Source organism: Metalysinibacillus jejuensis, assembly GCF_003057615.1.
GTDB lineage: Bacteria > Bacillota > Bacilli > Bacillales_A > Planococcaceae > Metalysinibacillus > Metalysinibacillus jejuensis.
Map to the genome: position 1 here is coordinate 38,344 of NZ_QAFW01000010.1, position 12,014 is coordinate 50,357.

The window sequence follows — 12,014 nt, forward strand, 5'->3', positions numbered from 1 at the left end:
GTTTGAGGTGAGAAAGTGAAGAAATGGCTAGCAGGTATAGCGTTTGTCTTCTGTATCCTATCGATTTATACGGTGTATCATAACCATAGCTGGTATCAAACAGCTATTGTTACAGTAATAGAGGCGAAGGTGATTGAAACGACATCACTGCAGCAAGATCAGCTGTATGAGCAGCAACTTACCGTAGAGGACCATAACGGACAAATTGGGATTTTAACGAATACGTATTCCAACTCACGTGCTTTCGATCAAAAGTATCAACGTGGTGACGAATTATTTGTTAAAGGTGACCAAATTATTGGCGTAAAGCGTGACAAATATTTAGTGATTGCTGCATGGGTATTTATATTTTTTCTCGTACTCATCGGACGTAAGCAAGGCATACGTTCTTTAATTAGTTTTGCGCTTAATGTATTTATCTTGTTTATGGCAATTAGTGTTTACGTGCGTTATGAAAAAGTGAATCTGCTCGTTAGCAGTGCGGTAGCTACTGTGCTTTTCACCGTTATTTCAATTATTTTTGTGAGTGGACGTACCGCTAAAACGACTGCTGCGATTATCGCTACACTCTTAGGGACTAGCATTGCTTTTATTGTGGCACTTGTAGCGATGCTTCTAACCAATCAGCAAGGGCTACAATATGAAGAAATGCAGTTTTTAACACGGCCTTATCATATTGTGTTTTTAGCAGGCTTATTAATCGGTTCACTTGGGGCCGTGATGGATGTAGCGATTACGATGACTTCCGCGCTTTTTAGTATGCAACATACTGCTACGTTGCAAGAAATCAAACAAGCTGGGCAGACAATTGGAAAAGATATTATGGGTACGATTACAAACATTTTATTTTTTGCTTATGTTAGTGGTGCTATCCCTATGATGTTATTGTATTTTAAAAATGGCTTACCGTTTGGTTACACGCTGTCTATGAACCTATCATTAGAAGTTGCGAGAGCACTTGCTGGTGGTATCGGTGTCGTCAGTACAATACCCATTAGCATTTATGTCTCGCTTTGGCTGATGAAACGAAAGCAGGTGGCATAAATGAATGTATTAGTCGTTTTAGCTATCATCTTATTAGGCTTGATGGTGATAGTAGGAGGAGCAAGTGGTGTACGCTCATTTATTTCGCTATTTTTAAATGGCATAATTTTAGTCGTAACCGTATTTTTTATGCTAGATACAGCGACGAACATTTTGTTATTAACAATGTTCGCTTGTGTAGGGTTGAGCGCTGTTAATTTATTTTATATTAACGGCATTAACCGAAAAACTATGGCAGCTTTCCTCGCAACTTTTATGACGTTAAGTTTACTCTTAGGTGTAATTTATCGCGTCACAGACGTAACGATGATTCAAGGTTTTAGTGAGGAAGAGACCGAAGAATTAGATGCGTATAATTTATTAGTCGGTATTGATTATATACAAGTAGCGGCAGCTGTTATTATTATGAGTACGATTGGTGCTATTATGGATGTTGCCATTTCTATTACGTCAGCGATGCAAGAATATGAGCGCTATAGTAAGGCTACGAAGCGTGAGTTGTTTCACTATGGTATGAACATTGGGCGAGACATATTAGGTACAGATACGAACACGCTATTTTTTGCGTTTTTCGGTGGTTATTTAGGTTTACTAATTTGGTTTAAAGATTTATCTTACACATTTGGTGACATTGTAAATGCAAAAGTATTCGGTTCGGAAGTATTAACTATTTTTACAGCAGGTGTTGGTATCGCTTTAGTCATTCCTATTGCTGCATTTACTAGTATTATGCTTAAGCAAATGATTCGCTAAAACAGAAAAAAGTGCGTAGCATATTGAGTAGAGGTGATATGAATGGCACAACAAGTATTTTATTGCGAAGATTGCGGTTATCCTTATTACGGAGAACAAAAGCCGGACTACTGTGCAAAATGTGAAAGCGATGCCCCAGAAGGTGACGCATGTTGGACAGGACGTTAATCAGGGTATAGTAAAGCACCGGAGTGAATAAACTTCGGTGTTTTTTTATAAAAATAAAGACGAATGTTAAATGTGTAAGGTATGATAGTAAGGAGGTGAGGTCTATGATACGAATAGGTTTAACAGGATTTACTGACCACCCGCTCCTCGTATCAAGTGCTACAAAAGCGAGTGACAAATTATTTGATTATAGTGGTCACTTTCCAATTGTAGAAATTGATAGTTCTTTTTATGCGATTCCTCAACAACAAACCGTAGAGAAGTGGGTAGCGCAAACACCTAAGAATTTTCAGTTTGTGGTCAAGGCGTATCAAGCGATGACAGGTCATCAAAAGCGTGAAGATTGGACATTTTCTTCGATTGAAGAAATTTATCAAACGTTTGAAGAATGTTTGATGCCGATGCAACAAGCTAATAAATTATATGCCGTATTAGTACAATTTCCACCTTGGTATGATGCAACGGAGAAAAACAAACAATATATTAAGAAAATGAATCAGCGCTTGGCTCATTTTCAATTGGCGGTGGAGTTTCGCAACCAAACGTGGTTTGCGCCGCAGCAAAGCGAAGCGACATTACAATTTTTAGCAACGCAAAATATCATTCATGTTATTTGTGATGAACCACAAGCAGGTATAGGGACGGTACCCTTTGTAGCGGAGGCGACCACATCAAAAGTAATGCTACGTTTACATGGACGTAATTTACATGGGTGGCGCAATGTTGGCAATAAAGAACATTGGCGTAAAGTGCGCTTTTTATATAATTATAATGATCAAGAGTTACAACAATTTGCGACAGTATGTCAACAATTTGAACAACAAGGAAAAGATGTAGTTGTAACATTTAATAATAATTCAGCACATGATGCAGCACCTAATGCTAAGCGTTTACAGCAACTGCTCGATGTGAAGTATGACGGTTTAGCGCCGAGACAGCTAGATATTTTTGGAGGTGAATGGTAATGGCTTATGTAATTTTAGCTTTCCTTGCTTTAGCATCAGGTGTGGTAGGTGCCTTAGTAGGTTTAGGTGGCGGCGTAATTTTAGTACCTGCAACATTATATGTCGGGCTAAATCTAGGATATATTCCAGATATGACGCCTCAAAAAGTTGTAGGGTTATCTGTAATTATGATGATTTTTATCGGTTTATCATCTACCTTAAGTTATCTGAAATCGAAAACAGTGGATTATCGAAGCGGCTTTATTTTCTTTTTAGGTAGTGTACCTGGCACGATGTTGGGGGCATGGTTAAATAAAGGGTTAGATTTACCATCGTTTAATTTATATTTTGGTATTTTGTTAATCGTTCTCGCTACAATTTTAATTGTGCGCGATAAATTAAAGCCTGTAAAATGGTTTGTAGCGCACGGTAAGCCGCGCACATTTACTGATCCAGATGGCAAGGCATTCGTGTACGGTTATCCTATTTGGTTTGCGCTATTATTAACATTTTTTATCGGTATTATCTCAGGGCTATTTGGCATTGGTGGCGGCTCAATTATCGTACCAGCCATGATTATATTATTTTTATTCCCACCTCATGTAGCTATTGCAACTTCAATGTTTATGGTATTTTTATCGGCACTTGTCAATTCAGCAAGTCATATTTATTTAGGTAATGTACCGTGGTTATACACACTGCCTGTAATTCCAGGTGCTTATATCGGGGCTAAGCTTGGAGCACGCCTAAATAAAAAGTTGAATTCCGATACATTAGTGCTCATTTTACGCATCGTTTTACTGTTGCTTGGTGTGCGTTCGATTATCGATGGATTAATAAATTAAAAGGAGCGATATTATGGAAAAAATCCATATTTTCTATACAAATGATTGGCATAGTCATTTTGCTTATTGGCCACGTATGCAAGCTTATATTCAACAGCGTAAAGCTAGCTATGAGCAACAAGGAGATACGGTATTACTATGTGATGTTGGTGATCATATGGATCGCTCCTCTATCTTTACTGAAGCGACGCAAGGTAAAGGTAATGTCGCGTTATTAAACGAGGCTGGTTATGATGTCGTAACAATTGGTAATAATGAAGGGATTACGCTTAGCTTTGCCAACTTAACCGCACTGTATGAACAAGCTACTTTTGATGTAGTTGTTGCTAATTTACAAGCAATTGAAGGGCAAACTCCCGAATGGGTGAAGCCCTATGTTATCAAAACGACAGCAGCTGGTACAAAGATTGGCTTTATCGCAGCGACTGCACCATTTGAAGCGTTTTATCGTGAGTTAAATTGGGATGTGAGTGGGGCGCGTGAAAAATTAATTCAGCTTGCTTACTATTTAGAAGATAAAGTCGATATTTTGCTCTGCTTATCCCATTTAGGTTTAACTGAAGACGAAGCATTGGCTAGCGCATGCCCACAAATTGATGTTATTTTTGGTTCACATACGCACCATGTATTGCCAAAAGGGAAATTAATTAATGGTGTATTGTTAACGGGTGGCGGCATGTTCGGTCGCTATTTAGGTGAATTGACATTAACATTTGATGACAATGGATTGACGAAGCAAACGGTATTGCACGAGAGCAAAACACTACCCCCGCTAGACAACGAAACGAGTATGGTGGCTAAGTTAACAGCGATAGGTGAACAAAAACTCCAAAAAACAGCATTTATCTCTCCAAAATTTTACAATAAGGAATGGTATCATTATTCCAAACTATCCCATTTGTTTGCGGCTATGATGTTAGAAGAGACAGACGCAGATTGCGCGTTATTTAATGCAGGTATTTTTTTAACCGACTTACCAAAAGGGCCGATTAGCGCGCTAGATTTACATCGCTTATTGCCACATCCTATTAATTTATGCATAATCGAAGTGACAGCACAGCAACTAAAAGAGCTTTTAGCCGAAGATATCCCTGTTGATTGGCCGCGCATGGCATTAAAAGGCCTAGGCTTCAGAGGCGTAGTGCTAGGTAAAATACTTACATATGGCTTCACTTTAGATGACAAGCGCCGCTTATGGATCAATGGCGAACTAGCAGATGAACAAAAGGTGTATCGTCTCGTTACACTTGATTTATTTACCTTTGGCTATTTTTATCCACAATTCAAATATGCGAAAAAACACTATGTTCTCCCTGAATTTTTACGTGAATTATTTTTAGCGTATGGGCAACATCACTTTGCGGAAGAAAGAAAATAAATAGAATGGAGTTTCCGCTATGCAATTAATCGCGTTAGAAGCCGTACGTGACGGCATGACACTTGGCAAAACAATTTGGAATGATGCAGGACACCCGCTCTTGCAACAAGGCGTACGTTTAAATGAACGCAGCATTAAGCGTTTAGAACAATTAAACGTACAATATATTTATATTGATACGGCATTATCAAAAGGCATTGAAGTAGTGGAAACCGTGCCACATACAGTGCGCAACGGTGTCGTAAAAGAAATTAGACAATCATTTGAAGCTGTACAAAAGGCAGACAAGAAAAAAATTGCCTATGTACTAGAACAAAAGGCTTACGCTTTATCGAAAGACCTTGATGAATTAATAAAGATTATTATGGAAAGTGGCGAAGCGCTAATGGTGCTTTCCGATGCCTTTTTATATGATGAATACATTTATCAACATTCTTTTCAGGTAACGCTTTATGCGCTTGCGATTGCCAAGCATTTAAAATATAGTGAGAAAGATTTAAAGACGATTGGTATGGGTGCTTTATTACATGACATTGGTAAAATTAGCATTCCCCAAGAAATTTTACAAAAGCCTTCTCGCTTAACGGAACAAGAGTATGAAGAAATGAAAGAGCATACTAAATACGGCTTTGAGTTATTGCGGAATTTATACACGATGCCGCTATTAGTAGCACATTGTGCATTTCAGCATCACGAACGTCTAGATGGCACTGGCTATCCACGTGGCTTAACAGAAAAAGAAATTCATCCTTTTGCAAAAATTATTGCGGTAGCTGATGTGTTTGATGCTTTATCAAGCACGCGCGTTTATCGCAAAAAAATCCTGCCTGTAGAATGCTTGAAAATTATGGCTAAAGGAGAGGGAACAGAGTTTGATCCAATTGTTTTAGAAGCCCTTCGCAAATGTATTGTACATTATCCAAACGGCACAATTTTACAACTTGAAGATGAGCGACGTGGTATTGTCATTAGACAAAATCCGATTAATCCATTACGACCAGTGTTGCGTGTCTTTGAAGAGCAAGGGCAAATATTAAAAGCAACTTATGAGCTAGTGTTGATCGATTTCCCGACTTTAAAAATTGTCGAAGTTCAAGCAGACTACGTATTAAATAAACAATAACTGTTGTTGAAGATGCCCCTAATATGATACATTGACAACGAATACAATAAACAAAGAATAGGGGCGGAGTAGGAAATGACATCTTGCAAACCGACAAGCAAAAAAGACGAATACTTACGCAAACCAGAGTGGTTGAAAATTAAATTAAACACGAATGACGAGTATAAAGGCTTAAAAAAATTAATGCGTGAAAACAATTTACATACCGTATGTGAGGAAGCACGCTGTCCAAATATTCATGAGTGCTGGGGAGAACGCCGCACAGCGACAATGATGATTTTAGGTTCTGTTTGTACACGTGCCTGTCGCTTCTGTGCTGTCAAAACAGGGTTACCGACAGAGCTAGATTTACAAGAGCCAGAACGAGTTGCTGACTCTGTAAAAATTATGGATTTAAAACATGTTGTCATTACTATGGTAGCGAGAGATGATTTACGCGATGGCGGAGCTGGCGTGTTAGCCGAAACCATTCGCGCAATTCGTCGCAAAAGTCCAGCTACTTCGATTGAAGTTTTACCTTCAGACTTAGGCGGCTTAGATGAAAATATTACGATGTTAATGGATGCAAGACCTGATATTTTAAATCATAACATCGAGACGGTTCGTAGTTTGACGCCTCGTGTGCGCGCAAAGGCGACATATGACCGTTCATTAGCGTTTTTAAAACGAGCAAAAGAACTTCAACCAGATATTCCTACAAAGTCATCTTTAATGATTGGCTTAGGGGAAACAGAAGAGGAAATTTTACAAGTGATGGATGATTTACGTGCAAATGACGTAGACATTATGACAATTGGACAGTACTTACAGCCGACAAAAAAACATCTACCTGTAAAGAAATACTATTCACCACTTGAATTTGGCAAGTTGCGTAAAATCGCAATGGAGAAAGGGTTCTCTCATTGTGAAGCAGGTCCATTAGTACGCAGTAGTTATCATGCGGATGAGCAAGTGAACGCAGCTACTAAAGAGCGCCAATTGCAAGCAGGTAAGTGAGGTGACACAATTGATTGTGTTAGATAAATATGAATATGAGCTTGTAACAGATTATCGAGAAGCTTTTGATGAAGAAGCTGTAGTCGCGCGCTATTCGGAAATTTTAGCGAAATACGATTATATTTTAGGTGATTGGGGTTATAATCAACTGCGTTTAAAAGGTTTTTATGAAGATAAGCATCCTAAAGCGACCTTTGATACAAAGATTAGTACCATTCAAGATTATTTATATGAATATTGTAATTTTGGTTGTGCTTATTTTATTTTAAAACGCGGTAAAAAAGTAGTAGAGAAAAAGCCAGTAAAAGAATCACAAGAAGTATAAAAAAAGCGGTGTCCCAGCAAGAACTGCACCTCCAGTTGTTAGATGTGTCTAACTTTTGGGGGTCAGTTCAGCAAGGGCCCGCTTTTTTATAGTTTTATTTATATAGAGCTAGCTGGCGTTTTAAGCCATTAATTCCGTTAAGTACTCACGAAGTTCGACGGTCTCTTCGAAGGAACGATTAAAAGCTTGCTCTAAATACCCTGGTTCCTCTACATCGTCTCTACCGATAATAGCAAAGCGATTAGTTTGAATATCAAGAACTAGTACTTTGCCAAAAAAGCGTGTAGATTGTAAAATAGCTAAGTCATAACGCAATTTTTCGCCTGTAAAAGCAACGAAGCGCGTTTTAGTATCTTCAATATCATCATATAAGAAAAAGCGTTCCATACGTGTTTTATCCCCTTCCAATTATATAGATATGGTACTATAGAAGAGAATGTACAATCAACTTTAAAAGATTTGAATGGAGGCAATATTGTGTATTTCGTAGATAGAAATAAAATCACAAACACATTACAACATTTAGATGGTTTAATTGCAATTTTTGAAAGCAAGCAAAACTGGGACGAAGATGAAGTTGCAAAACTAGCTTTACAACGTATTGGACACAATGCAATGGAAGCGATGATGGATGTAGGCAATTTGATGATTGACGGCTTTATTATGCGTGACCCAGGTAGCTATGAGGATATCATTGATATCTTAGTAGACGAAAAAGTAATCACACCTGAAATGGATGCACCATTAAAAGAAGTAGTAGGTTTACGTAAAATGCTAGTGCGCGAATTTACAATGGTTGACGATGCTAAGGTACTACAAGTATTGACTGCAAGCCTACCAGCAATGAAGGCTTTTACACCAAAAGTGAATGACTATTTAACAAATGAGCTAGGACCTGTGTCAGCCTTTTTACCTGAGGACGAAAAATAATGCAGTACAAAGCGTATTGCTTTGATTTAGACGGTACCGTATACCGTGGTAACGAGCCGATTGCTAGCGCAGTCACTTTTATTCACGCACTTCAAGCTAAAGGTATAGAGCCATTTTTTATTACGAATAACTCATCAAAAACCGTAGCAGAGTTGCAAGCAACCCTCTTAAATATGGGGATTATAGCGCAAGCGGATCATATTTATTCAAGCGCATTAGCGACAGCTAGCTATATTACCGAAAACTTTACAGGTGAGCGTGCAATGTTAATCGGTTCACACGGTTTACGGGATGCTTTGCAACGTGAAGGTATTGAAATTGTTGAACATGGTGCAAGTGTTGTAGTAGTAGGTATTGATAAAGATGTAAACTATATGAAGCTTGCAATAGCTGCAGTAGCCTTGCAACAAGGGGCAACGTTAGTATCCACAAATCAAGATATTAAATTTCCGACAGAGCATGGGTTTGTACCAGGTAACGGTGCCTTCACTACCTTAATTGCGGACGTCGCGTCTGTAACACCGCATTATGTTGGAAAGCCCTCACCGCGCATGTTAGAAATGATTGCTAGAGACCATCATTTACGTAAAGAAGAAATGGTCTTAATAGGGGATAATCACGATACGGATATTTTATGTGGCGTGAACTACGGTATCGCAACAATTCACGTAGCGACAGGTGTAACGCCTAGTGCAGATGCTACACAAGCTACATACCGTATTAATGAATTAACCGACTTATTATAAATACAAAAAATGGTAGGATTGCATCGTGCAACCTACCATTTTTCATTGTTGTCATAGTATGCACGCTAAAAAAACAGCGCGCTAACCTTTTGTTTACCACATAGGGTTATCTTCAATGTACTGATAAATTTTTTTAGTTAATTCTGCAGGAGTAGTTGCTTCAACAATTTCGCCATTCACTAATGCATAAAATGCATTGTCACATTTTGTACAATAGCTTAGGCAACCGTAATCAAGCACATCCACATTTGGATCACGTTCTAGTATTTCAAACGTCTCCTGCGCGCCATTTGCTAAGTTGCTGACACAAAATTCAACCATTGGATTCACAGGGGTCACCTCTTTCAAACGTTATGCTACTCTCTTTTGAGAAATTAGACAAGTAACAAAGAACAAAAATGATATTGTGAAAAGTATCACAATCATATATACTATAAAATATGGATACTTTGTGAACATAAAAATGGAGTAGAGAAGGAGCGAACTATGCGAAATTTAGTACTTTTAGGTGGCGGCTATGGCAATATGCGAATTTTATTACGCCTGCTGCCGAATAATTTTCCGTTAGACATGCAAATCACTTTAATTGACCGTACACCGTTTCACAGTTTAAAAACAGAGTTTTACGCAGTAGCAGCAGGCACATCAACAGATAAGGACATTCGTGTTAGCTTCCCTGAGCATGAGCGCCTTAAGGTGATGTACGGTGAAGTGGTTGAAGTAAATCGCGAGACAAAAGAGGTCGTTTTAGAGAGCGGCGAACATGTACCGTATGATGAGCTAGTTGTAGGTTTAGGTTGTGAGGATAAATATCACGGTGTACCAGGTGCTGATGAATTTACGTATAGCATTCAAACAATTGGCAAGGCGCGCCGTACGTATAAAGAAGTATGTGGCTTACCATCAGGTTCAACTGTAGGCATTGTGGGGGCAGGCCTTAGTGGAATTGAGATGGCGAGTGAATTACGCGAAAGTCGTCCGGATTTAAACATTAAATTATTTGACCGTGGGGAGCGTATTTTACGTGATTTCCCAGAAAAGCTAAGCCGCTATGTTCAACAGTGGTTTGATAAGCACAATGTAGATGTTGTGGCTAACTCTAACATTACAAAAGTAGAGCAAGGTAAGTTATATAACCATGACAATATTATTGATGTGGATGCGGTTGTATGGACAGCGGGCGTACAGCCTGTAAAAATTGTGCGTGATATGGATGTAGAAAAAGATAAATTTGACCGTCCAATCGTAACACAGTATTTTTATACACCAGAAGATGAACATGTATTCTTTGTAGGTGACTGTGCATCATCAACTTTACCACCAACAGCACAGCTAGCTGAGGAGCAAGCAGAGCATATTGTTCGTGTATTAAAAGCGCGCTGGCGTCATGAGGAGTTACCGGAAAAAATGCCTGAAATTAAATTAAAAGGCTTTATGGGCTCTTTAGGTAAAAAACAAGGTTTTGTGCATTTAGCTGATACTACATTAACAGGACGTATCGCACGTTTAATGAAGTCAGGCTTATTATGGATGTACAAGCGTCAAAATGATTAACAAGCATTAAGCTGTCTCAGGTGAGGCAGCTTTTTTGTTGGAGGGATTGACGTGCAATCACAACGATGGCTAAAAGAACGATTTCCACAGCTTGAGACTATACAACAAGAGCCACAAAAAGCGACTTATGAAGGCTGTATATTTACAGTAGAAGGTATTCGTTATCGCAGTCGTTTAGCTAAACGTACACCTAAGAAGGCAGGTTATTTTGTTGCTTTTTGGGAGAAGGATGCGGCAGGGGTTAATCAAGCATTTTATGCGAACAATAGTCCAGATTAATTGCTGATTTTTACGGAGACCGGCGATTATTTTAACTTTCCTCGCGCAGCATTGCTTGCATTAGGTGTTGTACAAACAGCTACCAAGGCAAGAAAAATGGCAATGCGTGTTTACCCACCACACGAACAAGGCTTAAATAAAACAGCAACTACCACACAGCGTAAACAAGCACCTTATTATAAAAAAAGAAGATAGCCTAGGCTACCTTCTACTGTGCTTGGAATCCTAATGATTCAAGCTTGGCATAAACCGGTTTTAATTGAATATATCCTTCGCCGACCATTTCGTTGTTAATAAGCACGAGGGGATAGAAAAACTCATCATCATGAATGCGCGTTGCCCAAGCCTGATCTCTTTCATTCTCAATTGGTGCTTCGATATCGATATAGCGGATTTCATATGCTTGGTTCGGATACTTGCGATCAATGGCAGCTTGTAACCATTCGTAAGTATCTTTTGAAGATGGTGCATTAACACAGCTAGCGCAAGCGATCGCTGCGCCATAAATTTCGATTAATGGAGCTTTGTTTGACATCTAATATCAGCCTCTCACGATTCATTATTGGATTTTTTATCGTATTAACATTATAATCATTATAATGAAAGGAGTCGAGTTAAATGACACAAGCAACATTAACAGATCAAGTGCAAGAAGTATTAGATAAATTACGCCCATTCTTATTACGTGATGGTGGCGACTGCGAATTAGTTGATATCGAAGATGGTATTGTTAAGTTACGTTTATTAGGTGCATGTGGTAGTTGTCCAAGTTCAACGATTACATTAAAAGCAGGTATTGAGCGTGCATTATTAGAAGAAGTACCTGGTATCATTGAAGTAGAACAAGTATTTTAATTCAACGAGAAATCGCTAGCTTGCGGTTTCTTTTTTTGTTATGGAATAAAGCATCTAAATTCTAAAGTGAGTAA

Annotated in this window: 16 protein-coding genes and 1 pseudogene; 14 read left to right on the forward strand and 3 right to left on the reverse strand. The window is 38.7% G+C overall.

Annotated features, from left to right (window positions below; all coding sequences use genetic code 11):
• Positions 1 to 15: 15 nt before the first annotated feature.
• From DDE80_RS05225 to DDE80_RS05260, 9 genes are all read left to right on the forward strand, one after another.
• Positions 16 to 1,044, forward strand: coding sequence for a YibE/F family protein (locus DDE80_RS05225; protein ID WP_108306621.1), 1,029 nt, complete (start codon positions 16 to 18; stop codon positions 1,042 to 1,044).
• Positions 1,045 to 1,797 carry a YibE/F family protein gene (locus tag DDE80_RS05230; protein ID WP_108306622.1) on the forward strand — a complete coding sequence of 251 codons (753 nt, stop codon included), beginning with the start codon at positions 1,045 to 1,047 and terminating at the stop codon, positions 1,795 to 1,797. It abuts the gene before it with no gap.
• A 42-nt stretch (positions 1,798 to 1,839) separates the two neighbouring features.
• On the forward strand, positions 1,840 to 1,965 hold the full coding sequence (locus tag DDE80_RS15585; protein ID WP_282432382.1) for a hypothetical protein: 126 nt from the start codon (positions 1,840 to 1,842) through the stop codon (positions 1,963 to 1,965).
• A gap of 104 nt (positions 1,966 to 2,069) precedes the next feature.
• Complete coding sequence (locus DDE80_RS05235) at positions 2,070 to 2,930, forward strand: DUF72 domain-containing protein (protein WP_108306623.1); 861 nt, start codon at positions 2,070 to 2,072, stop codon at positions 2,928 to 2,930.
• Positions 2,930 to 3,754, forward strand: a complete 825-nt coding sequence (locus tag DDE80_RS05240; RefSeq protein ID WP_108306624.1) for a sulfite exporter TauE/SafE family protein — start codon at positions 2,930 to 2,932, stop codon at positions 3,752 to 3,754. Before DDE80_RS05235 ends, DDE80_RS05240 begins: the two co-directional genes overlap by 1 nt.
• A gap of 13 nt (positions 3,755 to 3,767) precedes the next feature.
• Entirely contained in the window at positions 3,768 to 5,132 is a 1,365-nt protein-coding gene (locus DDE80_RS05245) for a bifunctional metallophosphatase/5'-nucleotidase (RefSeq protein ID WP_345788844.1), read from the forward strand.
• Between the two features lie 19 nt (positions 5,133 to 5,151).
• Complete coding sequence (locus DDE80_RS05250) at positions 5,152 to 6,255, forward strand: HD-GYP domain-containing protein (protein ID WP_108306626.1); 1,104 nt, start codon at positions 5,152 to 5,154, stop codon at positions 6,253 to 6,255.
• Positions 6,256 to 6,330: 75 nt separating this feature from the next.
• Positions 6,331 to 7,251, forward strand: coding sequence for a lipoyl synthase (gene lipA, locus DDE80_RS05255; protein WP_108306627.1), 921 nt, complete (start codon positions 6,331 to 6,333; stop codon positions 7,249 to 7,251).
• A gap of 10 nt (positions 7,252 to 7,261) precedes the next feature.
• Complete coding sequence (locus DDE80_RS05260; RefSeq protein ID WP_108306664.1) at positions 7,262 to 7,576, forward strand: YutD family protein; 315 nt, start codon at positions 7,262 to 7,264, stop codon at positions 7,574 to 7,576.
• A 120-nt stretch (positions 7,577 to 7,696) separates the two neighbouring features.
• On the opposite strand, the gene DDE80_RS05265 is transcribed toward DDE80_RS05260, so the two are convergent.
• On the reverse strand, positions 7,697 to 7,963 hold the full coding sequence (locus tag DDE80_RS05265) for a DUF3055 domain-containing protein (protein ID WP_108306628.1): 267 nt from the start codon (positions 7,961 to 7,963) through the stop codon (positions 7,697 to 7,699).
• A 90-nt stretch (positions 7,964 to 8,053) separates the two neighbouring features.
• On the opposite strand from DDE80_RS05265, the gene DDE80_RS05270 reads away from it, so the two are divergent.
• Both DDE80_RS05270 and DDE80_RS05275 read left to right on the forward strand, forming a co-directional pair.
• A complete protein-coding gene (locus DDE80_RS05270; RefSeq protein WP_108306629.1) occupies positions 8,054 to 8,506 on the forward strand; it encodes a DUF86 domain-containing protein in 453 nt (150 codons plus the stop codon).
• Entirely contained in the window at positions 8,506 to 9,252 is a 747-nt protein-coding gene (locus DDE80_RS05275) for an HAD-IIA family hydrolase (protein WP_235612281.1), read from the forward strand. Before DDE80_RS05270 ends, DDE80_RS05275 begins: the two co-directional genes overlap by 1 nt.
• A gap of 93 nt (positions 9,253 to 9,345) precedes the next feature.
• Here DDE80_RS05275 and DDE80_RS05280 read toward each other — a convergent pair whose 3' ends face one another.
• The gene (locus tag DDE80_RS05280; protein WP_108306631.1) at positions 9,346 to 9,582 is read right to left on the reverse strand and encodes a YuzB family protein; all 237 of its coding nucleotides are present in this window, start codon (positions 9,580 to 9,582) and stop codon (positions 9,346 to 9,348) included.
• Positions 9,583 to 9,738: 156 nt separating this feature from the next.
• On the opposite strand from DDE80_RS05280, the gene DDE80_RS05285 reads away from it, so the two are divergent.
• Both DDE80_RS05285 and DDE80_RS15380 read left to right on the forward strand, forming a co-directional pair.
• Entirely contained in the window at positions 9,739 to 10,806 is a 1,068-nt protein-coding gene (locus DDE80_RS05285; protein ID WP_108306632.1) for an NAD(P)/FAD-dependent oxidoreductase, read from the forward strand.
• A 51-nt stretch (positions 10,807 to 10,857) separates the two neighbouring features.
• Positions 10,858 to 11,280, forward strand: a pseudogene (locus DDE80_RS15380) (MepB family protein).
• Between the two features lie 13 nt (positions 11,281 to 11,293).
• Here the strand turns inward: DDE80_RS15380 and DDE80_RS05300 are convergent.
• Positions 11,294 to 11,620: a YuzD family protein gene (locus tag DDE80_RS05300; protein ID WP_108306635.1), complete on the reverse strand. Its 327-nt coding sequence runs from the start codon at positions 11,618 to 11,620 to the stop codon at positions 11,294 to 11,296.
• 83 nt (positions 11,621 to 11,703) lie between these two features.
• Between DDE80_RS05300 and DDE80_RS05305 the strand changes: the two genes are divergently transcribed.
• Positions 11,704 to 11,940, forward strand: a complete 237-nt coding sequence (locus tag DDE80_RS05305) for a NifU family protein (protein WP_036143963.1) — start codon at positions 11,704 to 11,706, stop codon at positions 11,938 to 11,940.
• Positions 11,941 to 12,014 lie beyond the last annotated feature (74 nt).

What these genes read in the sequence shown, in the direction of transcription:
- DDE80_RS05250 (WP_108306626.1), top strand. Translation starts at nt 5,152, where the DNA reads ATGCAATTAATCGCGTTAGAAGCCGTACGTGACGGCATGACACTTGGC.
- DDE80_RS15585 (WP_282432382.1), top strand. Translation starts at nt 1,840, where the DNA reads ATGGCACAACAAGTATTTTATTGCGAAGATTGCGGTTATCCTTATTAC.
- lipA (WP_108306627.1), top strand. Translation starts at nt 6,331, where the DNA reads ATGACATCTTGCAAACCGACAAGCAAAAAAGACGAATACTTACGCAAA.
- DDE80_RS05245 (WP_345788844.1), top strand. Translation starts at nt 3,768, where the DNA reads ATGGAAAAAATCCATATTTTCTATACAAATGATTGGCATAGTCATTTT.
- DDE80_RS05275 (WP_235612281.1), top strand. Translation starts at nt 8,506, where the DNA reads ATGCAGTACAAAGCGTATTGCTTTGATTTAGACGGTACCGTATACCGT.
- DDE80_RS05235 (WP_108306623.1), top strand. Translation starts at nt 2,070, where the DNA reads ATGATACGAATAGGTTTAACAGGATTTACTGACCACCCGCTCCTCGTA.
- DDE80_RS05240 (WP_108306624.1), top strand. Translation starts at nt 2,930, where the DNA reads ATGGCTTATGTAATTTTAGCTTTCCTTGCTTTAGCATCAGGTGTGGTA.
- DDE80_RS05305 (WP_036143963.1), top strand. Translation starts at nt 11,704, where the DNA reads ATGACACAAGCAACATTAACAGATCAAGTGCAAGAAGTATTAGATAAA.
- DDE80_RS05285 (WP_108306632.1), top strand. Translation starts at nt 9,739, where the DNA reads ATGCGAAATTTAGTACTTTTAGGTGGCGGCTATGGCAATATGCGAATT.
- DDE80_RS05265 (WP_108306628.1), bottom strand. Translation starts at nt 7,963, where the DNA reads ATGGAACGCTTTTTCTTATATGATGATATTGAAGATACTAAAACGCGC.
- DDE80_RS05230 (WP_108306622.1), top strand. Translation starts at nt 1,045, where the DNA reads ATGAATGTATTAGTCGTTTTAGCTATCATCTTATTAGGCTTGATGGTG.
- DDE80_RS05300 (WP_108306635.1), bottom strand. Translation starts at nt 11,620, where the DNA reads ATGTCAAACAAAGCTCCATTAATCGAAATTTATGGCGCAGCGATCGCT.